We start from the raw sequence: 24,958 nt of genomic DNA, 5'->3' as shown, positions 1-24,958 counted from the left end.
TTCCCTAATCCAATTATGATTGCGCCAATCATGGCAATTGTAATTTTATTTTCATTAGGATTTTCTGGAATTTCTGTAATGATTGCAGCTACTGCAAAGTCTCAAGAAACTTTCTGGGGAATGATTAATTTTCTTGGAATGCCTCTATTCATGCTAAGCCCTGCATTATTTCCATTGGAATTATTGCCTGACTGGCTTGCAGTTGTTGCAAAACTAAATCCTGTAACTTACACTGTATTGCTGGTAAGAGAGTTGATGACTGGCGTCTCTGAAGGTGGAATTCCAATTATTTTGAGCCTGGGAATTTTGGTCGCTTTTGTGGTTGCAATGATTGCACTTGCAAGCTATGTTTTCACGCGTGAAGTAAACAAACCATTTTGACAAAAAGTTGACCATAATTGTAATTTTATCTAACTCTAGATGTGTTTCTCTAATTTTGTCATGATTAATTGTTGAAACTCTCTTTTGTAATAATCACAATTTTTGTAATGCTATTGTCTGGTTCATTTTCTCAAGCATCGTTTGGTTCTGGTGATTATGATTTGTTGCACAAGTGGGGAGAATATGGTCCTACAGAACCCAGCCACTTTGCCCATCCTCAATTTATTGCAGTAGGTGATGATGGAAGTATCTATGTGACTGATTTTGGTAACAAACGTATTCAAAAGTTTTCAAGCACTGGTGAATATGTAACCCATTGGGGAAATAGTGGAAAACAATTAGGAGACTTTTACAATCCTACTGGAATTGCAGTAGGTGCTGATTCTGTTTTTGTTGCAGACCGTGATCTTAATCGCATTCAAAAATTCTCTTTAGATGGAGAGTTTATTCAAACTTGGGGTAAGAAAGGAATTGGTGATGGACAATTTTTCTATCCTAATGGAATAACTGTGCATGATGATCTCGTGTATGTAGTTGATACGGGAAATCAGAGAGTTCAAATATTTTCTACTGATGGGGAATTTGTTTCCTCATTTGGCGCTAGTGGTCTAGGTCCTGGACAATTCCTTAATGTTGTTGGAATTGATTCGGACAAAGATGGAAACATCTATGTCACTGATAAAGGAAATGGAAAAATCGAAAAATTTGATACTGAAGGCAAATTTTTACAATCACTTCCTTTCACTTCTTCAAACTATGTGTTTTCTCCTGAAGCAATAACTGTTGATCCTTTAGGAAATCTATTTGTTGCAAATTCAGCAAATGATAGAATTTTACATTTGTCCACAAATTCTAGTTTGAAATTAAGTTTATCTGATCAAGTTGGTCCATATCATAATTCTTTTGAAAATATTTCTGACATGGCAATTGGAATTAATGGTGAATTACTGGTGATAGATTCTCCAACTCATTCAATACAATCATTTGAAACAGAATTTTTTACATCTCCTGAGGAATCATACTATGTTGCTCCTGCTGAAGTAAGACCTTTGCCTGAAGATCAAACAAAACCTGAAATTATTGCTCCTGACTCTATTGTTGTAGAAGCTGAAGATCTGTTAACTCAAATCGATATTGGAAATGCAATTGCTACTGATGAGAGTGGAATTCAAATCATCATAAACAATGCTCCTGAAGGATTCAAACCCGGAATAAACAATGTGATTTGGATTGCATTTGACAATGCAGGTCATTCTTCAAGTGCATATCAAACCATTATTGTGAACACTTGTGGAAAAACATATTCTGATTATAATCTTGTTGAAGGAACATCCGGAGATGATGTAATTTCAGGTACTGATGGGGATGATCTAATCTTTGGTCTGGAAGGAAATGATCTAATTTCCGGAGGACTAGGAGATGATTGTATCTTTGGAGGCTCCGGTGATGATATTATATCTGGCGGGGATGGTGATGATATGATTAAGGGCAATTCTGGAAATGATATTTTGAAAGGACAATCTGGAATTGATGTTCTTATTGCAAATTCAGGTTCAGATGTACTTGACGGTGGTGCAAACTCTGATAGATGCTATCTTGATTCAGAAAAAGATCTATTGCTAAACTGTGAATAGAAATTATCTATATAGACAATAGAGTGAACTTGTTTCTCCGTAATCTAATATTGTTATTGGTAAATAAATTCAAAAACATGTCTCTCCAATGAGAACAAAAATAACATCAATATTGTTGATCGCAACTCTTGTTGCTATCATACCACAATTTGACGCAAACGCTGACTCAATGCCAGATGCACCTAATCCACAAGTTGAATTTAATTTAACAGGAGCTGGTGCAACATTTCCATTCCCATTAATTGATTTATGGAGAGTTGAATACAAAAATGTCTATGACAATGTAAACTTGAATTACCAATCAATTGGAAGTGGTGGTGGAATTAAACAACACATTGAAGGAACTGTAAATTTTGCAGCATCAGATGCTCCGATGAAGGAATCTGAGAGAGAATTAGCTCCGGGAACACTTCATATCCCTGAATCAATCGGGGGGGTGGTGATTGTTTACAACATCCCTGAAGTACCAAACAAAGGTCTAAAATTAACTGCAGATGCTGTTTCTAAAATATTCTTAGGAGAAATTACAAAATGGAATGATCCTGCAATCACTGCAGAAAATCCAGGATTGAATCTTCCTAACAAAGAAATTGTAACTGCACACAGATCAGATGGCTCAGGAACTACATTCATCTTCACTGATTATCTCACCACTGTTAGTCCACATTGGGATGAACAAGTTGGTAAAGGGAAATCTGTACCATGGCCTAACGGTCTAGCTGCTGCAGGAAACGAAGGTGTTGCTGGAATTGTAAAATCAACTGAGTATTCAATTGGATATATTGAACTTGCATATGCATTCCAAACTGGAATGAGTTTTGCATCAATTCAAAATGCTGACAAGACTGCATTTATTGAACCTACATTAGACAGCATTTCTGCTGCATCTAGTGGAGTGGCAGATACTTTGCCTCCTGCTGAAGATAGCTGGACACATGTATCTCTTGTAAATGCACCTGGCCCAGAGTCATACCCAATTGCTAGTTTCACATACCTTCTAGTGTACGATGATCTAAAACCGGTTACCAAAAACAAAGAACAGGCAAAAGCTGTAATCCACATGATTCATTGGATGATTACTGATGGTCAAGAATTCTCATCGAGTTTACTATACGTTCCACTTGCTGATAAGGTAGTAGAACTTGGCAAACAAGGTTTGTCCAAAGTAACCTATGATGGCGAACAACTTTGGGATTATAAGACAACTGCAAAAGCAGCTGACTTGGGAATTCCAAAATGGATTAGAGACAACGCAAAATGGTGGTCAGAAGGATTGATAACAGATCAAGACTACATCAACGGACTGCAATTCCTAATTAAAGAAGGAATTCTTAAAGTCTAAATCTTTTCTTTTTACTTTTTATTTTTAAAATATTTTTAAATCTATGTTTCTGCATTTTTTCTAAACATATTCTAAAATTTTATTCTATTGTTTTGTTATCTGATTTTTTTGTTAGATTTTTCTATATAGTATTACGATGACTATCTACACATATGTTCTACTCGGAGAGAATGAGGATCCAGCTTATAGTATGAAAAATTATCTGTATATCAATGACTTATAACAACGCAAAAAACATTGCAATCTTTAGTATTGTTGCACTATTCACTGTTGTTTCTTTAGCAACTTCTAATGTATATGCAGAAGAAAATGAAGAAGGATACAAAATGATAGGAGATGTAAAACCTGTTCTAACATTTACATTCAGAGATGGAGTTGAAACATACGAATTTCCTGTATTTGAAATGGGTGAAAACTTTGCAGAAAATTCCGGAGTCTCATTTTCTGTTGAAGGAACTGTGACTGATTCTCCTTTATTGCATAAAGCAATGGATGAGGCATACAAGTATAGATTATCAAACGGTGCATATGATTATGAATTCAAATTATTTGATGTTGATGTAGATTTTGTAAAAGAGGGTGAATCCATAATTGTTCTTGATTACAACACCTGTAGAATCGATAATTATCAAGTTGAGACACTTGATTCAAATGACTATGAAAGCTATTTTGCAAAAGTAGGATTTGCTATTGTGGATAAAATTGACTTTGTATGCAGTGGAGTAAATTCAAACTATGATTATCAGATGACTGCAAATAATTTATTTACAGACTTTGGTGATTCTGGATTTAAATTCGCTAATGGTGTGAATACTGCAATAACATTCAATTTTGAAAATGGTGTAGAAAAAATCTATTTTCCTGTATTCAATCTAGTTTCAGGTTATGAAGAAACTTCTGATAATGTAGTCCCAGAATTTGAGGTAGAGGGAGTTTTAGATTACTATCCGCTATTGTTTAATGCAATAGACAAATCAAGACAAGTCTCTGGACTTTCTACTGCTTCTAATGTGGATTTTGATGCACTGGTAGAATTTGGTAATACTAATTCAACATTGAGAGGATTTGATTTTACAAGTTGCAGAATATCTGATGCACGAATAGATACTCAAACAGACAAAGAAGAAGGATTCACTGGAAAAAGTGGATTTGTTTTAGTTCTTCAATCTACCTTTACTTGTTCTGGACTTGAAGGAGTGAATATGCATTATGATGAACTGAGAGGGGATATTCCTGTTTGGAAAACAGCTCATTTGACAAATTCATACATTGAATCTATTCAAAATACTGATGGTAACTTGGATGTAGTTGCCACTTTTACTTTTGCTGATGGAAATGAAATTGTAGAGTTTTCCATGTTTAAGCAAAGTGAAGTATTGAGTGCAACTGAAGACACCGATATTCTTAACAAGGCTACGTATCCAAATATAGAATTGCGTGGAATTGTAGGTGACTATCCTATATTGTACCATTATCTGGATGACACTCTGAATGTTCAGGGTGTTGCAGGTACTGCCAATGCAGAATTGATTGACATTGATGTTGATTTAGTATCTGATGGCAAAGTAATCCGTGGCTTTAATTATGTAAATTGTAGAGCTGTCGATTATACTGTTGAAACAGATCCAAACTCTGAAGAGAGCTATGTCAAAAATAAATTTGCTCTAGAAAATATTATTGACTTTGAATGCCAAGGATATCACCCAAACAATCCTGCATATGATGCAATGTTTAGTGTAAAAAAAGCAAATACTGAAAATACTTTTGATCTAAAAAATACTGATCAATGGTCTCCAGGATTCACAATTCGAGAATAAATTCTCTATTTTTATTTTTTTTAATTTTAAGCCTAAGTTGCTATTCTTCTGATATAATACTTTGAATATTCTCATCTATTGCAACTTCTGCAATGTCACTAGAATATTCCGCAATTCTTCGCAAATCCTCTAAAACAAATCTGATTACTGTGACATTTTTCTCATTCTCTTTGATTTTACTCATAATCTCTTTTTCCTCGTCAATAATGTGGCTTACTTTTTCTGCAACTTTTTCCCCTTTTTCAAAGTCATGCTCTTGTACTGCAGTTATTGATTCATCAAAAACTTGCAGTGATTTTTCAGAAAGAATTTTAATTTTTGCAAGAATTTTGGAATCTATCCCCTCATCCATGAATTTTATTCTTTTTGCAATTAGTCCTGCATGATCTGCAATTCTCTCAATCCTGCTAACAATGGCTCTATATCCTAAACAGTCCGAAGATTTTCTCAATCCCATATCTTGCAGAATGCTTTCGTTCTCTACTGCTAAAACCAAATTTCTTCTCATGTATAATCCAAATCTGTCAACTTCGTCATCCATATTCACTACCTCGTCTGCATGGCTGATATCTACTTCTTCAAGTGATTCTATTGCTTCAATAACCATGTTGTTTGCCATCAAATGCATTCTCTTTAGAGCAGTATCAAATGACAATTCTGGTAGTCTTGTTAAAATTTGAATTATCATTACTTCTGAACTGGATTCCACAATTTCAGTACCGATCATTGTAGAGCGCACCAATTCCCTGATGCTTCTTGAATGCTCTGAAGGGATTCTCATCCCCTTGGTTTGAATTTTAATAGTTTTGTAACCTGCAAGATATGCTGCAATAATTTTTCGTTTGATTGATTCTCCAGAATCTTTCTGACTGGATGCTATGACTGCAGTGCTTTTTTTCTTTTGGGAATCTCCTTCCTTTGGAATTAATGTCAATGACTGGTTAGGATTTTTTACAATGGTGATGTATTCTCCTACTTTGATCTTCATCTCTTCAATCCAGTTTTTTGGTAATGAAATTATGTATGTGGAACCTCCACTTAATTGCATTCTTCGTGTTTGCCTTAATCTATCTATTGATTCCAACTATCAACTATTGGAAAATTGTCTTATTTACAATTTAGTTGACGAACTATATAGAACTATGATATTCTCATAAAATATGATCAGATCTTAGATAACTCTATTTTTAGCCTTGAACAGCGTGGGAAACATAAAACTCAGTCCTGAAAAGCCAAAAAGACGTCCTATTGCTGATAAAATTTTCAAAATAGCTGCTACTTGTGCAGGTGTTTATGTTTTAGTCATGGTTGTATTGTTAGTATTTCAATTAGTATCTGAGTCGTATCCGATTTGGGAGGAAGATGGCTTGTCCTTCATTACTGGCACAGATTGGAATGCTGTAGAAGGACGAGAGTCTTTTGGAGCTTTGCCATATATTTTTGGAACTTTGGTTACCGCATCTCTTGCAATGTTGATTGGAGTTCCACTGAGTATTGGAATTGCTATGTTCATTTCTGACGCTCCTGCAAAAATAGGTGGTCCTTTAGGATTTTTAGTTGAATTATTAGCTGCCGTACCTAGTGTAATTTACGGTCTGTGGGGCCTTTTTGTTTTTAGGTTGTACTTTAAGGATTGGGTTGAGGAACCACTACACAATCTGTTTGGTGATTCCATTTTCTTGTTTTCAGGAACTCCTTTTGGACTTGATATTATTACAGCAAGTGTAATTTTAGCTATTATGATTATTCCAACTGTTTCTGCAGTATCACGTGAAGTGATGAAAGCTGTACCTCAACAACAAAGAGAAGCTGCATACATGCTAGGAGCAACAAAATGGGAAATGTTTAAACTGGCTGTATTCCCATATTCTAAAACTGGATTAATCGGCGCATCTATTCTTGGACTTGGACGAGCTGTTGGTGAAACAATGGCAGTAACCATGTTGATCGGAAATGCTACAGGAATTGCTGCAATCCCTTCATCCTTGTTCAAACCAAGTCAAACAATGTCAAGTATAATTGCAAATGAATTCGTCGAAGCTTCCCCTGCATCACTACATCTTCCAGCTTTAATTGGAGTAGCATTGGTTCTCTTGCTAATTGCAATTGCAATTAATGTTGTAGCTCACTTGCTTGTAACTAGAATGATGAAAGTTAAGGAGGGTGCAATTAACAATTGAGCACTACTGTTGAAAGAAGGCAAGAGTATAGGGCTTTATTCAAAAACAATGTGGAGAAAAGACTAGTTGTTGATAAAATAATTAGAGTTATAGTTTTTGCATGTGTGATTATTGCAATTATTCCTCTTGGCAGTATTCTAGTTGAAGTTTTCAAAAACGGAATTGCTGCAATAAGTTATGAATTTTTAACAGAGGTTCCAGGTTCTATTGGTTCTGGTGAAGGTGGGATTGGTCCTGCAATTCAGGGTACCCTGATAATAATCGGTCTCTCTAGTCTGATAGGTGTACCTGTAGGCGTCATGTCTGGAATATATCTTTCTGAGTACGGGGACAACAGACTTGCTCGAACTATTAGATTTTTCAACGACGTATTTATGGAATTCCCATCCATCGTTCTTGGAATTTTTGCATTCTTAGTGATTGTATTGCTTCTTGGTCATTTTTCGGTATGGGCGGGAGCATTTGCATTATCTTTAATCATGTTCCCAATTGTTGCAAGAACTACTGAAGAATCTTTGAAAATGGTTCCAGTAACTTATCGTGAAGCCGGAACTGCGCTAGGTTTGAAAAAATGGGTAATTACTTTTAGAATTGTAATTTCTGCTGCAAAAAGTGGAATGATTACGGGAATTTTACTTTCTGTTTCAAGAATTGGTGGCGAGACTGCTCCATTAATTATGACCATTCTTGGAAGCAGTCAATTCTTTAGTAGTATGGATGTTCCAATGGATGCTCTACCTCTACGAATTTGGAGATTGTCTCTGTTGCCTTATGATAGCGCACAATTACAGGGTTGGGGGTCTGCACTGGTTTTAATAATAATTATTCTGGGAATTAACCTTGCAGTTAGATACTTCTTTGCAAATAGAAAAGGAAAACAGGGGATTTTCGGACAATTAATTAAGAAAGGGATGCATGCTAAAAATTGACGGCATTGAGTGTTAAACCTACAAATATTGAGGAGCATGCAACATCAAATCCTCAATCTGTTGTTGATTCTGAAAAATATAAAATGATTGCAGAAAATGTCACAATACGTTATGATGGTATTGCAGCTGTCAAAAATATAACAATGAAATTTAAAGAAAGATCAGTAACTGCCCTGATTGGACCTTCTGGTTGTGGAAAAACAACTTTTCTTCGATGTCTTAACAGAATGCATGATATGACAAAAAATGCAAAAGTTGAGGGCAAGGTAATGATTGATAATATTGATCTTTATGACAAGTCTATTGACCCAATTTATCATAGAAGAAAAGTTGGTATGGTATTCCAAAAACCAAATCCTTTTCCTACCATGTCTATTTATGATAATGTAACAGCTGGTTTGAAACTAAATGGTGTTAGAGACAAAAAAATTCTAAACGAAATTGTGGAAGACTCATTAAAAATGGCGTATCTTTGGGATGAAGTAAAAAATGATCTAAACAAATCTGCAATTGAATTATCTGGAGGCCAACAGCAGCGTCTTTGTATTGCACGAGCACTTGCAATTCAACCTGAAGTTTTACTAATGGATGAGCCTGCATCTGCACTTGATCCTATTGCCACTCAAAAAATTGAAGAAACTATCACCGAGCTAAAAAAAGAATACACTATAATTATCGTAACTCATAACATGCAACAAGCTGTTAGAGTTTCAGATTATACTGGATTCATGTATCTTGGTGACTTGATTGAATTTAGAGAAACCAAGAAATTATTTACTGATCCAAAAAACGAATTAACTGCAAAATATGTTCAAGGACAATTTGGTTAAATGACTCGATTAATAGATCCTTCTTTGCAAAAACTTTCCTTCATTATGGCTGAAATGGGAGATATGGTTACTGAATCAATTTCACTAGCAATTGATTCTTATTTAGATGGAACAAACACGATGGATAAAGTTCTTGCATTGTCTGATTCCATCCGCTCAAAATACTATGAAGTTGAAGACTTGACTTTTGATATGCTTTTAAAATACCAGCCTGTAGCTGATGATTTTAGATTTATTCGTTCATCTACTGAAATTTCTTATGCCTTTTCCCGATTTGGTAGATATGCTTATGATATTACACAAGTACGCGACTTGTTTGGTGATGTATCTGAATGCACAAACGCATCGCTTATCGAATCTACAAAAAAGGTAAAAAATATGATTAAAGATGCTGTTTTGTCTTTTGCTGAATTGGATGTAAGAAAAGCAATTAAAATACGTGAAGATGAAAAAGTAATTGATAGAATTTACAAAGAAAGACTACCAAAATTAATTGAATCAAATAATACAAAATGTGCTTTAGCTGAAGCATTACTTTTGAGGTATTTAGAACGCATTGGTGATCATGCCGTGTTTATGAGTGATGCAATTAACTATATTGTAACTGGAAAACATAGGCCAAGTGAAGAACGAATAGCCTCACACACAAAACAAGAAAAGAATATGCCTTGATTTTTATTTCAGCAAAATTTTTTTGAATTGATCAATGGACATTTTACAATTAATTCAGGCAAATCTACTTACTCCTATAATTCTATTTTTTCTATTTGGAATTATTGCAGCAAGAATAAAATCTGATTTAAAAATTCCTGAAGCAATATCCGAATTTTTGCCAATCTATCTTCTTGCAGCAATAGGGCTACACGGCGGAATAGAAATGCGTAACACTGGATTTGAAAATATGTTAATTCCAATGTTGGCTGCAATTGGCTTGTCGTTATTGTTTACATTAAATCACTATCAAATTTTACGAAGGCTAGGAAAATTCAATCTCTTTGATTCCTATGCCTTGGCATCTACTTATGGTGCAGTAGGTGCAGTTCATTTTTCTGTAGGTTTATCATTTTTGAAAAATCAGGGAGTCACATCAGAAGGATATATTGCAGCAATTCTTGCGGTGTTAGAACCTCTTGCATTCATTTTGGCAATATTTATGACAAATATGGCAGTATCAAAACAGATCAAAACAAAGAAACAATCTTTTTCAGATGACGATTATTCAAACATCGATGTTGGTTTAAACCCGACTAAAACAAAAATCTCCAAAGTATTACATGAATCCATAACTGGAAAAGCAATTGTAATTCTTCTTGGCAGTATTGTAATTGGTTACATTATTGGTGAGAAGGGATTTGAATCAATAAAGATCGTATTTGATGATATGTTTACTGGAGCAATAGTGATTTTCATGATTGAAATGGGCATTATTGCCGGTCAAAGACTCGATGACATTAAAAAAGTGGGCCTTTTTCTTACTGCATTTGCAATAATCATACCTGTATTCAATGGAATAATAGGTGTTCTAGTTTCAACGGCCTTAGGATTGAGCATAGGTGGTGCAGTAATGTTTGGATTGTTGATGGCTAGTGCCTCATTTATTGCGGCTCCTGCGGTTTTACGTCACGCAATCCCACAAGCAAAACCCAGTCTATACATCACATCTGCATTGGGAATAACATTTCCGTTTAACATTATTGTCACATTGCCAATTTTGTTTACAATATCTACACTTGTTCATAGTGGAGAAGGAACGATAGACTTATTCAATTACATAACTGAGGTGTTCTTATGAAACTGTACAATGTTAAACTGCTTACCGTCACTTGTGAGATTTTAGCACAAGAAAATATTATAGAGATTCTCAAAAAACATGAAATCACTGGATACACAACATATGAAGTGGATGGCAATGGTGCACGTGGCATACGTGGGCAAGGTCTTAAAAATGAAAAAAATGTCAAGGTTGAAGTAATTTTGCGTGAGGAAAAACTACAAGATGTTGTAGAGGAAATTTCAAGAACGCTATTTGCTAATTTTGCAATTGTTCTATATGTCAGTGATGTTGGTGTTGTACGAATTGAAAAATTTTAACAACAATTTTCTTCTGAACACAAAATTGGAATTTTTTTACTTGTTTTGGTGACTACTGAAATTAATTCAGATAACTGATTGTTTGCTATTGAATACATTGCTTTTTTACCCTCATCTCGTGATTTGACCACTCCACATTTTTTTAACGTCTTTAAATGGTGAGATACTAGAGGTTGATCTTTTTCTAATTTTTCTACAAAATCATTTACACAAAGCTCTTTGTTTTTCTGCAATAATTCTAAAATCTCAAAACGTGTTTCATCACAAATACATTTTAAGAGACTGAGTCCATTCATATCAATTTAAATTTATATAAACTAATATTTATATGATGGTTAAGAATGCCTAAAAATATTCTCTTTGTGTGCGTAGAAAACGCTGGTAGAAGTCAAATGGCTGAGGCTTTTTTTAGAAAACTTGCTCCACATAAATTCAATGTTTCAAGTGCCGGAACAATCCCTTCACCACAACTTAATCCAATTGTGATTCAGGTCATGAAAGAAGTTGGAATTGACCTAGAAAATCAAAAACCGAAACTATTATCTGCATCTATGATTAAAGATTCGTCTAAAACTGTTAACATGGGGTGCATGGATAAGGAATCTTGCCCTTCATTGTTTGTCAAAGATGTACTTGATTGGAATATATCAGACCCTAAAGAAAAAACACTTGATGAAGTAAGAGAAATTCGTGACAAAATAAAGTCAGAAGTGATTGCTCTTATCAAATCTCTTGAGGAAAAAGATTAATGACTTATTCTAATTTACAAATATTCACAGTTGAATTAATTGGAACTTTTATTCTTGTAATATTTGCAACAGGTTCTATTGTTTATGATGCTGAATTTTTCGATGGTCAATTAGGAATTCCTTTTGCAGCAGTAGCTCCTTTTATTGCATTGCTTATCGGTGTCTATTCTTTTGGAAAAATATCCCTGGCTCATTTTAATCCTGCAGTTACAATTGGTTACTATATTACAGGACATATCTCAAAAATTCAAATTGTTTATTATTTTACAGCAGAAATAATTGGTGCTATATTGGGATCTCTTTTTGTACTGACATTCATTGGAGACAAAGCAAATCTAGGAGCAAATGCTCCCAATTATGATTTTTCAATCTTTGTAATTTTTCCAGTTGAGGTTTTAGCTTCTGCAATGTTGATGGGCGTTATTTTTTATGTTGTATATACAAAAGGTCTTAGAGGATTCAGCGGTGTTGCAATAGGTGGAATCGTTGGATTGGATATTTTGTTTTTGGCGTTTATCTCTGGCGCATCAATGAATCCTGCTCGAGCACTAGCACCAGCATTACTATCTGGAACGTTTGAAAATTTATGGATCTATTGGTCTGCTCCATATGTAGGTACAACGATTGTTGCATTTTTGTTCAGAAAGAAATTTCAAGCACAAAGAATGGCAAATTACGAATAATAATGACCAAAAATACCCCTTGAATGGTGTCTGAATCTAAAAAATTATTCAATATTGCCAAAAAAGTAATTCCGTCAGGGGTCAATAGCCCGGTAAGGTATTTTGAGCCATATCCATTTTTTACAAAAAAAGCAAGTGGGGCATACATTTGGGATGCAGATAACAAACGCTACATTGATTTTTGCAATGGATATGGTGCATTACTATTAGGGCATAGACGTAAAGAAATAATCAAAGCTGTTTCTGATCAACTATCAAAAGGAACTCTTTATTGTACCCCTACAGAATCTGAGATTGAGCTCTCAAAATTAATCATTAAGAATTTCCCATCTGTTGACAAAGTAAGATTGATGAATACTGGCGGTGAGGCTACAATGACTGCAATTAGATTAGCACGTGGATTCACAAAAAAGAAAAAAATAATAAAATTTGAAGGATGTTATCATGGTGCACATGATTCTGTTTTGGTAAAAGCTGGCTCTGGCTCTGCACATAATGGAATTTCAGTTTCTGATGGTGGATTAGATGAAGTTTCAAAAAATACTCTAGTTGTAGAATACAATAACATTGAAGATTTACAAAAGACCATCCAAAAAAATAAAGATATTGCGGGAGTAATCGTAGAGCCAATCCTTGCAAACATGGGCTTGATTTTACCTGAAAAGAATTTTCTTTCCGATTTAAGAAAAATCACTAAAGAAAATAACATTCCTCTAATCTTTGATGAGGTAGTAACTGGTTTTAGAGTTGCACCTGGTGGGGCTCAAGAACATTTTGGAATAAAGCCTGACTTGACTACTATGGCAAAAGCACTCAGTAATGGATTTACCATCTCTGCTGTTGGTGGAAAAAAAGAAGTAATGGATTTACTTTCTCCTGGTGGTAAAGTTTACCAGGCAAGTACTTTTGCAGGAAATCCAATCTCTGTAAGCGCTGCAATTAGTTCAATAAAGACAATCAACAAAATCAAAAACAAACTATATTCTAAACTTGAAAGATTCAATCTGTTGTTTTCTACTGCATTAGATGATATGGCAACTGATATGAAAATTCCACACCAAATCAATTTTACAGCCTCGATGCTTCAAATTTTCTTTACAAACAAGCCTGTTGTGGATTATCAAACCTCGAAAAATGCAGATGCAAAGAAATTTCAAAAATTGTTTCAGACTTTGCTAAAAAACGGTATTTTTATTGCACCATCTCAGTTTGAAGTAGTTTTTCTTTCTGATGCTCACACTGAAATTGATCTGAACAAAACATTAGATGCATATCATTTGGCATTCAAATCGGTGAAAAATTGAAGTACATAGTAGGGGCTAGAGGAAGTCATCTATCAGTTGCACAAACCAATTGGGTAATTGCTGAATTAAAAAAAACAAATCCTGACTGTGATTATGAAATCAAAACGATCACTACCAAAGGTGACACTGATGCTAGGCCTCTGTTTACAATAGACCAAAAAGGAATTTTTGAAAAAGAGATTGATAGGGCAGTTGCTAAGAAAGAGATTGATTTTGCTGTACATAGTTTGAAGGATGTTCCATCTGAGCTTGATGAAAATTTGATACTGGCATGTATACCAAAGCGTGAAGCAGTAAATGATGTGTTTATCTCTTCAGATGGTTCTACATTAGATACTATCAAAAAGGGCTCAGTAATTGGAACTAGCTCGTTACGAAGAGCAGTTCAAGTTTCAAGGAAAAGACCTGATGTTGTTGTAAAACCAATCCGTGGAAACATTGAAACAAGAATCAAAAAAGCATCTGGAGAAAAATATGATGCAATTGTTTTAGCACAAGCTGGAATATCTCGATTGGGAGTTGATGTAGTTCACACTCCTTTATCTGTTGACGATTTTTCACCTTCTCCTGGACAAGGTGCAATTGCAATTGTTGCAAGAGCAGATGATTCTAAAACAATTGCAATGCTGAAAAAAATTGAAGACGCCGATTCTCGTTTAGAGATAGAGGCTGAGCGTTCACTTTCTGACTATGTTGATTCAGGATGTAGGTTTCCATTAGGAGCCTACGCAAAATCTACTGGCTCTGAGATGACTCTAACCGTATATGCGTTTTCAGTAGATGGAAAACAATCACTACATGTAAGCAAAACAGGAAAGAAAGATGATCCTCAATCTCTGGGGAAAAGCGTGGGAGAAGAACTACGTATGAAAGGAGTAAATGATCTTGCATTAAATTGGAGAGAAAAAGTGGAGGAATGGAATAAGACATGACTGGAAAAGTGTATCTTGTTGGTGCCGGCCCTGGAGACAGTAAATTAATCACACTACGTGCTGTTGAATTGCTTGAAAAAGCAGATGTTGTTTTGTATGATAGATTGGTGAGTAAAAAAATCATTTCGATGATTCCAAAAAAAACTGAAAAAGTCTATGTGGGTCGTGCAGTTGGAGATGACACAACCCATCAAAATACAACTAATGACTTGATGGTGAAATATGCAAAATCTAAGAAAAATGTGGTCAGGCTAAAGGGTGGTGATCCGATTATTTTTGGACGTGGTGGCGAAGAAGCAGAATTCCTCAAAGAAAACAAAGTAAAATATGAAATTGTTCCAGGAATTACTTCTGGAATTGGTTCGGCAACATACGCTGGTATTCCTTTAACTCATAGAAAATATGCATCATCTGTAGTCTTTGTAACAGGACACGAAGATCCTGAAAAGAAAAAAGAGATTGTCAAATGGAAAAACCTTGCAAAATCCGTTGACACAATCGTCATCATGATGGGATTGTCTCGAATTGACGTAATCTGCAAGCAATTAATCGCAGGCGGAATGGATAAAAAAACACCCGTAGCTGTAATCCAAAACGGAACTACTCCTAAACAAAAAATGATCAAAGGAACTGTTACAAATATTGCAAAAAAAGTCAAAGAAAACAAAATTACACCTCCAACTAACATCATTATTGGAAACGTAGTTGACTTGTCAGATATTATAGGTTGGAAATAATGCTTGATGGGAAGACAATTGCAATTACTCGCTCAAAAGATGATGCCTCTGAATTTATTACATTGGCAGAACAAAACAATGCAAATCCAATTCCGTTACCTACAATAGAACTAGTAAGTAAAGGTGAAAAAATCGTTGATGATTTTTTAAATTTGATTGATGTAGAAAATCCTGATTATTCTTTGTTTCTTAGCTCAAAGGCAGTAAAAATTTTGTTTGACACTGCAAAAAATGTTGGTAAATTTGAAAAATTACAGTTGGCAGTAGCAAATACTATGGTAATGTCTGTTGGTCCAAAGACTACCCTGTCTCTGAATTCATATGGAATTAAAGTCAATCATGAACCGCATAATAACTCCTCAGTTGGTGTTGGTGAAGAGTTTTCCCAAATTAACGCAGTTGGAAAAAAAGTAATCATTCCTAGAAGTGGGGCATCTAATTCTTTTCTAAAGGACTTGCTAAACAAAATTGGAGTTGATGTTGTCGAATTGCATTTGTATGATGTATGTGCATTTAGAGATACATCTCAATGGAATGGATTTCGTGAATTGTTTTCACAAAACAAAGTTGATGGAGTGATCTTTACTAGTGCATCTTCTGTGCGTGGATTCCTTGAGATCATGCTACAAGATTATGAAAAAACAGATTTGATGAATCGTCTTTCAAAATTATCTCTAGTGTGTATTGGTCCTTTTACATCTGAAGAACTCACAAAGTTAGATATTCCCTGTATCGTATCTGATGTTCACACCGTTGCAGGTGCATTTGATGAGATGAAAAATTCATTGATTGTAATGTGATTCGTTTGTTTCAGGTAATCTAGATCAAACCACTGCTGAATCAATCATTGCTCAAGTTCTTTTCATTCTCTTAATGCAAAGCTAGGATAGATTAGCTAAACTCTGAGATTTAGCTGAAGCTATTTAGCTGTGCCTATTTTTCCTCATGTATTTATAATATAACGGAGTTATGACGAACATGACTTCTGAAAATCTAGACATGGATTATTCAAAATATGATTTTAAAGACTCTACAGAAATGTATGTTCACTTAAGCAAGAAAGGACTCTCTAAGGAAACTGTGATCAGTATCAGTAAAATGAAAAACGAACCACAATGGATGCTTGATTTTAGATTACGTTCCTATGAAATCTTTATGAAAAAACCAATGCCAACTTGGGGTGGAGATCTTAGTGTAATCGATTTCCAAAATATTTACTATTATGCAAAAGCATCTGACAAAGTCGAAAAGAGCTGGGACGATGTTCCAGAAAATGTCAAAAACACATTTGATAAACTTGGAATTCCAGAAGCTGAAAAGAAATTCCTAGCAGGTGTGGGTGCGCAATATGAATCTGAAGTTGTATATCACAGTCTGAGAGAAGACTTGGCAAAACAGGGAGTTCTCTTTTTAGATACTGATGCAGCTCTTCATGAGCATCCAGAGCTATTCAAAAAATACTTTGGAAAAATTATTCCTCCAGAGGATAACAAATTTGCAGCATTAAACAGTGCAGTTTGGAGTGGTGGCTCTTTCATCTATGTTCCACCCGGTGTCAAAGTAGACATGCCTCTACAAGCATATTTTAGAATTAACGCAGAAAACATTGGTCAGTTTGAAAGAACATTGATCATTGTAGACGAAGGTGCAGAAGTACATTATATTGAAGGATGTACAGCTCCTGTATACTCTTCTGAATCACTACATTCAGCTGTTGTAGAATTGGTTGCACTAAAAGATTCAAAATTAAGATACACTACAATCCAGAACTGGAGTGCTGATGTTTACAATCTCGTAACAAAACGTGCTTATGCATATGAGGGGGCAACAGTAGAATGGATTGATGGAAACATTGGAAGCAAACTAACTATGAAATATCCTGGTGTATATCTGATGGGCGAAAGAGCTTATGGTGAAACACTATCCATCGCATTTGCTGGTAAAGGACAACACCAAGATACAGGCGCAAAAATGGTTCATCTTGCACCAAACACTACATCCAAAGTCACATCAAAATCAGTAAGTAGATTGGATGGACGTTCCACTTACAGAGGAATGTTAAATGTCGCAAAAGGTGCCACTGGTGTAAAATCTACCGTAAGATGTGATGCATTACTCTTGGACGATACATCAAAAACTGATACTTATCCTTACATGGAAATTAATCAAGAAGATGCAACAATTACTCACGAGGCTACTGTTGGAAAAATTGGTGATGAACAAATCTTCTATCTTATGACTAGAGGATTTACTGAAGAAGAATCACTATCTCTGATTGTTAATGGTTTCATGGAGCCATTCACTAAAGAATTGCCAATGGAATATGCTGTTGAACTAAACAGACTCATAAAACTAGAAATGGATGACTCCGTGGGATAAACTCCCAATACCTAATTTCGATTAATCATGTCTCAAGAACTTTTATCAAAACTCAACACAACACTCATCGATGAGATCTCCTCATCAAGAAATGAACCTGATTGGCTAAAGGATTACAGAAAGAATTCCCTCTCAATATACAATAGTTTGCCAATTGAAATGTCTCCTCTTTACAACAAATATACTGATGCAAAAAAGATGGATCCAGAAAAAGTTACTCTATCTACATCCACCACTGAAACAATTCCTAGCTTCTTAACAAAAAGACTAGGTGAATTAGAAAATGAAGTTTGTATTATTCAAATTGGAACAAATATTCATAAAATCAATCTTCCGGACGATTTAAAATCTAAAGGATTAGTAATTTCTTCTCTGTCTGATGCAATAAAAAATAATCCTGAATTGGTAAAAAAAGCACTAGAGGCTTCAAAATCTGGAGAAGATAAATTTACTGCGCTAAATAATGCCGCCTTTAATTCAGGCATATTCATTCACATTCCACGTAATCTGGTAGTAGACAGACCAATTCATTTCATGATTTGTCTTTCTGAGGATGGCCATTCCACAATTTCTAGAAATGTAATATTTGCAGATGAAAGTAGCAAAGCAACAATAGTGCAGGAACTATACTCTCCTAACATTCAAACTCAACAAGCGTATCTTGAATTAATGGATACTAGCCTTGGAGCAAATGCTCATCTTGATGTAACCACTCTTCAAATGATTGATCAACATGCTGTAGTTTTTTCTACAAGAAGGACAGACTTGGCACAGGATGCTAAAGTGAATTGGTACTCTGGTTTGTTTGGTTCTATGTTATCTCGATACAAAATAGAATATTTTCTAAACGGAACTGGCGCATCATGTAATGACTCAGAAGTAATCTTTGGAAATAATGAACAGTCGTTTGATATTCAAACTAACGTCAACCATGAGAGTCCTGCAACTGAAGGCAGGGTAGTTGAAAAATCAATTTTAAGAAACAAATCAAAATCTCTTTTCAAGGGCATGATTAGAATCAAAGAGAATGCCGCAAAATCAAACTCATTTTTGTCGGGTCGCTCTATCTTATTAGACAAAGATGCCAAATCCGATGCAATACCTGGATTGGAAATTTTCACTAATGATGTAAAGGCCACACACTCTGCATCTGTTGCCCAAATTGACGAAGAGCAAGTTTTCTATCTAAAAACAAGATGTCTCAGTCAGGAAGAAGCTGAAAGAACAATTGTTGAAGGATTTTTAGAACCCCTTTCAAGAAAAATGTCTTTTCAAGTCAGAGCATGGATTGCATATCTGATAGAATCCAAGTGGGAAAACAAAGAACTTACAATTAACACTGATGAAGAATTAGCTAAATTTGTTGAAATTGAAGAGACTCGTTACAATGAAGACTCTGAAATAGAACAACATTACAAGTATAGGTGATATTTTGTCTGAATGGGTTAAGGCTTGTGGTATTGAACAGGTAAAAGAAGGTCAACTTTTCGGATTTGTTCATGAAGATAAAAAACTCTTAATTGCAAACCTCAAGGGAAAAATTCATGCAACTGACCTGATATGTACTCATGCTGATGCTGATTTGTCCACTGGATTTCTAAGTGATGAAGGGGTCAGATGTCCTTTACACCTTTCTGTTTTTAATCTAGAAAATGGAGAACCTCAGAATCTCCCCGCTGAAATTCCTCTCAAAGTATACAATATTAAAATAGACGCCAACGAAATTTATGTGGAGCTTTAAGATATGCAAAGTACAGAATCTCTATTTGAAAATATACGAAATGATTTTCCAATTCTAAAAAGAACTGTCCGAGATAACAAACCTCTAGTTTATCTTGATAATGCATCAACTACACAAAAACCAAATCAGGTCATTGACTCTATTACCGATTACTATCAAAATCATAATGCAAATATTCACAGAGCCGTTTATGCGCTAGCAGAAGAGGCCACAGAAGCTTACGAGGCAACAAGAGACAAAGTGGCAAATTTTGTCAACATCAAAAATCGGCAGGAAATTATTTTTGTCAGAGGTACTACTGAGGCAATTAATTTAGTTGCATATGCATGGGGTAGAACTCACTTGAAAGAAGGTGACATTGTTGTTACTACTGAATATGAGCATCATAGCAACATTGTGCCATGGCAACTTGTAACTCAAGAAAAGCATGCCAAATTAGAATACATTGGAATGGATGATAACGGCGAATTAATTTTAGATGATCTGGACAAATATTTGGCAACAGGAAAAGTCAAACTTGTTACTTTTAGTTTAATGTCTAATGTCCTTGGAACTATTACTGACGCTCAAGCAATTATTGAGAAATGTAAAACTGCGGGTGTTCTTACTCTAATTGACGGTGCACAGGCAGTACCTCACATGAAAGTTGATCTTGAAAAATTAGGATGTGATTTTTTTGCGTTTTCTGGTCACAAAATGCTCGGACCTACTGGAATTGGTGTTTTATGGGTCAGAAAATCTGTACTTGAAACAATGAGCCCATTTCATGGTGGCGGTGACATGATTAGAGAAGTTCACAAGTATGAAACTACCTGGAATGATCTGCCTTACAAATTTGAAGCAGGCACACCAAATATCGCAGATGTTGTTGGATTAGGTGCTGCAATTGACTATCTTACCAAAATTGGAATGGATAATGTTAGAGAGCATGAAGTTGAATTAACAAAATACGCTATTGAAAAATTATCTGAAGTTAAAGGACTTCATATCTATGGAACAAAAGATCTTTCAAAACGTGGTGGTGTTATTTCATTTAATTTTGCAGATGTTCATCCTCACGATGTTGCTCAAATTATTGATGAGGAAGGAATTGCAGTTAGATCAGGTCACCACTGTGCACAAGTATTGATGGAACGACTAAATGTTGCTGCAACTTCTAGAGCAAGCTTTTACATCTACAACACTAAACACGACATTGATATTCTGGTAAATTCATTAAATATTGTGGCAAAGGTGTTCAAATTATGAGTAGCAATGCAGACATTTATCATGAAATGATTGTTGATTATTCAAGAAATCCGATTAATTATGGAGAAATTGAAAATCACGATGTCACGTTTCATGACTCAAATCCTCTATGTGGTGATAGCATTGACATTGATATGAAAATTGATGAGAACAAAGTCACTGATATTAAATTTCATGGAAAGGGTTGTGCAATTTGTATGGCTTGCTCTTCTGTATTGACTGAAATCACAAAAGGCAAAACCATTGAAGAAGCAAGAGCAATTGAAAAACATGATGTCCTAAGTGAATTAGGTCTTGAGCATTTGCAGGCTGTTAGGATAAAATGTGCATTGCTTTCTTTGAAGGTGCTTAAATCTGCGCTTTATACCTACATTGGCAAGAATCTAAAAGACAATGAAGATGTGGATAAACTAAAAGAAGAGGCAGCCAATCTGTACTAGTATGAGTAGTTTCACTCCCATAGTTCCAATTGCACTTCAAATTAGAAAAATTATCTTTGAAAAATTCAATGATATTGACACTAATTTTACAAACGATGAAATCTTTGAGATGCTAAAAACAAATGGAGATTTAGATCCTTCTTGGATAATTGACGACACTGAATCTTTTTTCAATGATCTTTGTGATTCTGGTCTGGCAAGAAATATTGCACAAAACTTTACCACCATGTATTTGAAATTGTTTGACCCTATAGAAAAATCCTATTGTAATGCGTGTAATAATGATGTTTATCTGGGAACTTCTGAAGAAAGAATTTGTCCTAACCCTGACTGCAAATATTCTATTTAGATTTGTATTTTATTGCAGCCTCTTCTAATGCCTTGATCATTGGTAATTTTTCTCCTGTAAGATAAAGTACCAATGCCCCACCAGCTGTACTGATATGATCAATCTTGTCTACTAGCCCCTGTTGTTTTAGTGCAGTAGTAAGATGTCCTCCACTAACAATTGTTGTTGCCATAGAATTTGCAACTGCGTTTAGTAATGCTTTTGTCCCATAACTGAAATTTTCTTTTTCAAAAAATCCTGCAGGTCCGCTGATAAATACAGTCCCTGCACCTGCAATTAATTTTGAATAGTATTCTACTGTTTTTGGACCTAGATCAAATATTTTGTCTCCTTTGCCCATTTCTCTTACATCCATCTCTACTCTTGCACCGTCTTTGTCTATTGCAATATCTACTGGAGTTGCAAAGACATCTGGATATTCACCAATCAATGAATGTGCTTTTGCAACAACTTCATCTTCACGTTTTATTCCTAAAGGTGATTTGATTCTGGCTTGTGCACGCATAAACACATTCCCAATCAATCCTGTCAAAAGGACATGGTCTGCACGTCCGTTCTGAATTAGTAATTTAATGGCCTCAAGTCTGTCTGGTATTTTTGAGCCTCCTAATACTATAACATGGGGTGCTTTTGCAACTGTCATAATTTCATCAAGGTTTCTTACCTCTCTTTCAACAATTCTTCCTGCACAAGCTGGAAGAACTTGTGAAAATCCTACTATTGATGGATGTGATCTATGTGCACTGGGAAATGAATCTAAAACACAAAGATCGAATAATTTTGATAAACGAGAAACCATTATTGTTTTAGCTGCATTTTCTGGAGCAAACTCGTAATTTTCTTCAGCACATAATCTTAGATTGTCTAAGAGCAAAATTTCACCGTTTTTCAAATTCTTAATTGCATTTTGTGCAGCTTCTCCAATGGTATCTTCTACATATTTTATTTCTCTACCCATTAGTTCTTGAAGAACCTTGGCGTGTTTGTCCATTCCAGTATATTCGCTGTTCCCAACTCTTCCTTGATGTGATCCTATGACGACTTTGGATTCTTTTAATGAGTCAAGAGTTTCTATTGCCTCTTCGATCCTTCGTGTCCCTGAAATCTCCCGTGTCTCAGGATCAATTGGGCAGTTCATGTCGACTCTCAAAAAAACGGTCTTGTCTTTTAGGTCAAAATCATCTAATGTTAGTACCTTCACGATTTGTCTATTATTCACTTGGTTAAATTCTTTAAGCCGATCAGAAATATTTTCTCATTTTTTGATTTCAAAACCTATCTATTGACAAAAATTAAAAGACATGTATTTGAGGTTTAATTAATTGCAAAACTGGCTTTTTGATATTAGGTCTCGTTCCTTTGTTTTGCTCACAATTTTATTTTTGATTCTTACTGCTATTGTGTATTTTGGAATTACGGAAAGTTTTGATCAAAATGTAATTTTATTTTTCTCTGAACATGTTGGAAACCCTACGGTTGATCTCATAATGCAATCAATCACAGAAAGTGGTGAGGCGCTATGGATGCTTGGATTTGCAATTCTTGCGTTGATTATTCCAAAAACCAGGAGGGTTGGAGTTACTTTGATGATTTTGATTGTGATTTCTACATTGCTTACTGGGTATGTAAAATGTGGTGTGGACAGGGATAGGCCTGATTTTGAATATGATGCAGTATCATTTCCTGTACCTGTAAGCAAAGATACCTTTGCCTTGTTCTGTGAAGGTGGATACGATGCATCGTATCCATCTGGGCATGCTGCAAGATCCATGATATTTGCAATTATCTTGGGATATGCTCTATCTGAGAGATTTCCACGTGGAGCATATCTTATGTTCTTATATCCTATTTTGATTTCACTAAGCAGATTGTATGTTTTAGAACATTATCCGATGGATGTAATTGGTGGAAGCATTATTGGAATTATGTTGTCTGGAGTTATGGCAAAGAGAACAAAACTCTACAAAATTTTTGATAAGTCAAAATTCTGATTCTGGTACGTTATCTCTATGAATCAAAACTATTGCATAATGATCATCATCATGATGGTATGTCCAATACTTGACATCTCTGTCTTCTTCTTTTTGTCTTAGTCCTGTTGTAATCCCTGTTGTTACAGAATAACCAATTCTTTTTGCAGTCTTTGATTCTTTTGGCATTAATACTCTGTAACCATCTTTTTTTCCTTTAAAACCATGTTTTACCATATCTTCTACTGCTTCTATTGCATCTTTTTCATCTTTTAGATCATATGTTTTTGAAATTGGCAAATCTTTTGGATGAAATTCCATGATAATGTTAGCATTTCTTGACTAATATTTTTTAAAAAACCATTTTTTGCAATCAAATTAAGTCAATTTTCTTTACATGAAAGTCAAATCATGATTATGTCCACCACTTAACCGACACATCTGTCTTGTTTTTATTATTGGCATCTTTAGAAAAACTGGTAATTCAATTACGTCAAAAGAAACAAGAAGCAACAAAACTTCGCAAAAAAGCTGAAGAACAATTAAAAGAATTCAGTTCTGCAGAAAAGCGCTCTTCGTCAGGTTTACAATCTCTTGATAAAAAAATAGAATCAGAAAAGGAAGAATCTACTGATGTCTCAAATACCCTACTTAGGAAAAATTCTCAATTGGAAAGCATTGAAAGACTGATTACTACTGCAGAAGAAAAATTGGCTAAAGAAAAAGAGGCAATAGAGCAAGCTGAACAAGAAATTGAATTTGCTGAAAATCCTCTAGAAAAGCAAAATGCTGAGGCTAGATTGCGTTCATTAAATGATCATGTAAATGACTTGGTAGAAGAAATCAAAAGTAGACAAAAAACTGCAGAAAGGATTTCTGATGATGTGTCTACTTTCTCTGATATCAAATCAAAAATTGTCACAAAAATTCAAAAACAAACTCAATCAAAACCTTCTTTACGTGAAGCAAAGACTGCAAGTCGTAAAGCAGCACAAAAGTTTCTTAAAGAATTACAAAAACAAACCAAGGCAGAAGAATCCGCTCAGAACTTGTTAGATAAAGCAATATCAAAATTAGCAGCATCTTTGATAAAGGAAAAGACTGCAGCTAAAAAGAAACCAGCACAGAAAAAGACTGCAGCTAAAAAGAAACCAGCACAGAAAAAGACTGCAGCTAAAAAGAAACCAGCACAGAAAAAGACTGCAGCTAAAAAGAAACCAGC

General features: G+C 35.0%; 28 protein-coding genes. 24 read left to right on the top strand and 4 right to left on the bottom strand.

Annotated features, from left to right (window positions below):
- The 4 genes from OEW78_RS06465 to OEW78_RS06450 all read left to right on the top strand — a co-directional run.
- The coding region (locus OEW78_RS06465; protein ID WP_300325804.1) for an ABC transporter permease at window positions 1-381 on the top strand (381 nt) is incomplete at its 5' end.
- Window positions 382-488: 107 nt separating this feature from the next.
- Entirely contained in the window at window positions 489-2,015 is a 1,527-nt protein-coding gene (locus tag OEW78_RS06460) for a 6-bladed beta-propeller (RefSeq protein WP_300325807.1), read from the top strand.
- Window positions 2,016-2,103: 88 nt separating this feature from the next.
- Window positions 2,104-3,357, top strand: coding sequence for a phosphate ABC transporter substrate-binding protein PstS (gene pstS / locus OEW78_RS06455; RefSeq protein WP_300325801.1), 1,254 nt, complete (start codon window positions 2,104-2,106; stop codon window positions 3,355-3,357).
- A 212-nt stretch (window positions 3,358-3,569) separates the two neighbouring features.
- Window positions 3,570-5,174 (top strand): hypothetical protein, encoded by a 1,605-nt coding sequence (locus tag OEW78_RS06450; RefSeq protein WP_300325798.1) that lies wholly within the window; start codon window positions 3,570-3,572, stop codon window positions 5,172-5,174.
- Window positions 5,175-5,214: 40 nt separating this feature from the next.
- On the opposite strand, the gene OEW78_RS06445 is transcribed toward OEW78_RS06450, so the two are convergent.
- Complete coding sequence (locus OEW78_RS06445) at window positions 5,215-6,258, bottom strand: phosphate uptake regulator PhoU (protein WP_300325795.1); 1,044 nt, start codon at window positions 6,256-6,258, stop codon at window positions 5,215-5,217.
- A gap of 118 nt (window positions 6,259-6,376) precedes the next feature.
- Between OEW78_RS06445 and pstC the strand changes: the two genes are divergently transcribed.
- The 6 genes from pstC to OEW78_RS06415 are packed head-to-tail and all read left to right on the top strand — an operon-like array spanning window position 6,377 to window position 11,204.
- Entirely contained in the window at window positions 6,377-7,354 is a 978-nt protein-coding gene (gene pstC, locus OEW78_RS06440; protein WP_300325792.1) for a phosphate ABC transporter permease subunit PstC, read from the top strand.
- A complete protein-coding gene (gene pstA, locus OEW78_RS06435; RefSeq protein ID WP_300325789.1) occupies window positions 7,351-8,283 on the top strand; it encodes a phosphate ABC transporter permease PstA in 933 nt (310 codons plus the stop codon). Before pstC ends, pstA begins: the two co-directional genes overlap by 4 nt.
- A complete protein-coding gene (gene pstB, locus OEW78_RS06430; protein ID WP_300325786.1) occupies window positions 8,280-9,113 on the top strand; it encodes a phosphate ABC transporter ATP-binding protein PstB in 834 nt (277 codons plus the stop codon). The genes pstA and pstB overlap by 4 nt, the downstream gene beginning before the upstream one ends.
- Window positions 9,114-9,785: a PhoU domain-containing protein gene (locus tag OEW78_RS06425; RefSeq protein ID WP_300325783.1), complete on the top strand. Its 672-nt coding sequence runs from the start codon at window positions 9,114-9,116 to the stop codon at window positions 9,783-9,785. It begins immediately after the preceding gene.
- Between the two features lie 34 nt (window positions 9,786-9,819).
- Window positions 9,820-10,905, top strand: a complete 1,086-nt coding sequence (locus tag OEW78_RS06420) for a sodium-dependent bicarbonate transport family permease (RefSeq protein ID WP_300325780.1) — start codon at window positions 9,820-9,822, stop codon at window positions 10,903-10,905.
- Window positions 10,902-11,204: a DUF3240 family protein gene (locus OEW78_RS06415; protein WP_300325777.1), complete on the top strand. Its 303-nt coding sequence runs from the start codon at window positions 10,902-10,904 to the stop codon at window positions 11,202-11,204. The genes OEW78_RS06420 and OEW78_RS06415 overlap by 4 nt, the downstream gene beginning before the upstream one ends.
- On the opposite strand, the gene OEW78_RS06410 is transcribed toward OEW78_RS06415, so the two are convergent.
- Window positions 11,201-11,500, bottom strand: coding sequence for a metalloregulator ArsR/SmtB family transcription factor (locus tag OEW78_RS06410; RefSeq protein WP_300325774.1), 300 nt, complete (start codon window positions 11,498-11,500; stop codon window positions 11,201-11,203). The two genes, OEW78_RS06415 and OEW78_RS06410, sit on opposite strands and share 4 nt — an antisense overlap.
- A 45-nt stretch (window positions 11,501-11,545) precedes the next feature.
- On the opposite strand from OEW78_RS06410, the gene OEW78_RS06405 reads away from it, so the two are divergent.
- The 12 genes from OEW78_RS06405 to OEW78_RS06350 all read left to right on the top strand — a co-directional run bounded on the left by OEW78_RS06405 (window position 11,546) and on the right by OEW78_RS06350 (window position 21,766).
- Complete coding sequence (locus tag OEW78_RS06405) at window positions 11,546-11,953, top strand: arsenate reductase ArsC (protein WP_300325771.1); 408 nt, start codon at window positions 11,546-11,548, stop codon at window positions 11,951-11,953.
- Window positions 11,953-12,636, top strand: coding sequence for an aquaporin (locus OEW78_RS06400; RefSeq protein ID WP_300325767.1), 684 nt, complete (start codon window positions 11,953-11,955; stop codon window positions 12,634-12,636). Before OEW78_RS06405 ends, OEW78_RS06400 begins: the two co-directional genes overlap by 1 nt.
- A 26-nt stretch (window positions 12,637-12,662) precedes the next feature.
- Window positions 12,663-13,940 carry a glutamate-1-semialdehyde 2,1-aminomutase gene (hemL, locus tag OEW78_RS06395; protein ID WP_366523042.1) on the top strand — a complete coding sequence of 426 codons (1,278 nt, stop codon included), beginning with the start codon at window positions 12,663-12,665 and terminating at the stop codon, window positions 13,938-13,940.
- On the top strand, window positions 13,937-14,872 hold the full coding sequence (gene hemC, locus OEW78_RS06390) for a hydroxymethylbilane synthase (protein ID WP_300325762.1): 936 nt from the start codon (window positions 13,937-13,939) through the stop codon (window positions 14,870-14,872). Before hemL ends, hemC begins: the two co-directional genes overlap by 4 nt.
- Window positions 14,869-15,609, top strand: a complete 741-nt coding sequence (cobA, locus tag OEW78_RS06385; RefSeq protein WP_300325759.1) for a uroporphyrinogen-III C-methyltransferase — start codon at window positions 14,869-14,871, stop codon at window positions 15,607-15,609. Before hemC ends, cobA begins: the two co-directional genes overlap by 4 nt.
- Window positions 15,609-16,409: a uroporphyrinogen-III synthase gene (locus OEW78_RS06380; protein ID WP_300325756.1), complete on the top strand. Its 801-nt coding sequence runs from the start codon at window positions 15,609-15,611 to the stop codon at window positions 16,407-16,409. The genes cobA and OEW78_RS06380 overlap by 1 nt, the downstream gene beginning before the upstream one ends.
- A 178-nt stretch (window positions 16,410-16,587) precedes the next feature.
- Window positions 16,588-17,988 (top strand): Fe-S cluster assembly protein SufB, encoded by a 1,401-nt coding sequence (sufB, locus tag OEW78_RS06375; RefSeq protein ID WP_300325753.1) that lies wholly within the window; start codon window positions 16,588-16,590, stop codon window positions 17,986-17,988.
- 27 nt (window positions 17,989-18,015) lie between these two features.
- Window positions 18,016-19,416 carry a Fe-S cluster assembly protein SufD gene (gene sufD / locus OEW78_RS06370; RefSeq protein WP_300325750.1) on the top strand — a complete coding sequence of 467 codons (1,401 nt, stop codon included), beginning with the start codon at window positions 18,016-18,018 and terminating at the stop codon, window positions 19,414-19,416.
- A 4-nt stretch (window positions 19,417-19,420) separates the two neighbouring features.
- Window positions 19,421-19,729 (top strand): non-heme iron oxygenase ferredoxin subunit, encoded by a 309-nt coding sequence (locus OEW78_RS06365; RefSeq protein WP_300325747.1) that lies wholly within the window; start codon window positions 19,421-19,423, stop codon window positions 19,727-19,729.
- Between the two features lie 3 nt (window positions 19,730-19,732).
- Window positions 19,733-20,977: a cysteine desulfurase gene (locus OEW78_RS06360; protein ID WP_300325744.1), complete on the top strand. Its 1,245-nt coding sequence runs from the start codon at window positions 19,733-19,735 to the stop codon at window positions 20,975-20,977.
- Window positions 20,974-21,417 (top strand): Fe-S cluster assembly sulfur transfer protein SufU, encoded by a 444-nt coding sequence (sufU, locus tag OEW78_RS06355; protein WP_300325741.1) that lies wholly within the window; start codon window positions 20,974-20,976, stop codon window positions 21,415-21,417. Before OEW78_RS06360 ends, sufU begins: the two co-directional genes overlap by 4 nt.
- 1 nt (window position 21,418) lies before the next feature.
- Window positions 21,419-21,766 (top strand): hypothetical protein, encoded by a 348-nt coding sequence (locus OEW78_RS06350; RefSeq protein ID WP_300325738.1) that lies wholly within the window; start codon window positions 21,419-21,421, stop codon window positions 21,764-21,766.
- Here OEW78_RS06350 and pgk read toward each other — a convergent pair.
- Window positions 21,759-22,967, bottom strand: a complete 1,209-nt coding sequence (gene pgk, locus OEW78_RS06345; protein WP_300325735.1) for a phosphoglycerate kinase — start codon at window positions 22,965-22,967, stop codon at window positions 21,759-21,761. The two genes, OEW78_RS06350 and pgk, sit on opposite strands and share 8 nt — an antisense overlap.
- A 286-nt stretch (window positions 22,968-23,253) precedes the next feature.
- Between pgk and OEW78_RS06340 the strand changes: the two genes are divergently transcribed.
- Entirely contained in the window at window positions 23,254-23,757 is a 504-nt protein-coding gene (locus OEW78_RS06340; protein WP_300325732.1) for a phosphatase PAP2 family protein, read from the top strand.
- Here the strand turns inward: OEW78_RS06340 and OEW78_RS06335 are convergent.
- Window positions 23,746-24,057 carry a hypothetical protein gene (locus tag OEW78_RS06335; protein WP_300325729.1) on the bottom strand — a complete coding sequence of 104 codons (312 nt, stop codon included), beginning with the start codon at window positions 24,055-24,057 and terminating at the stop codon, window positions 23,746-23,748. The two genes, OEW78_RS06340 and OEW78_RS06335, sit on opposite strands and share 12 nt — an antisense overlap.
- A 137-nt stretch (window positions 24,058-24,194) precedes the next feature.
- Here OEW78_RS06335 and OEW78_RS06330 point away from each other — a divergent pair.
- Window positions 24,195-24,958, top strand: a 764-nt coding sequence (locus tag OEW78_RS06330; protein ID WP_300325726.1) for an ATPase V, incomplete at its 3' end; no start/stop codon positions are given.

Origin of the sequence: Candidatus Nitrosopumilus sp., from assembly GCF_029882185.1 — an archaeon.
Lineage (GTDB): Archaea > Thermoproteota > Nitrososphaeria > Nitrososphaerales > Nitrosopumilaceae > Nitrosopumilus.
Note: the sequence above shows the minus strand (reverse complement) of the source record. Positions and strands in the feature narration are given on the sequence as shown.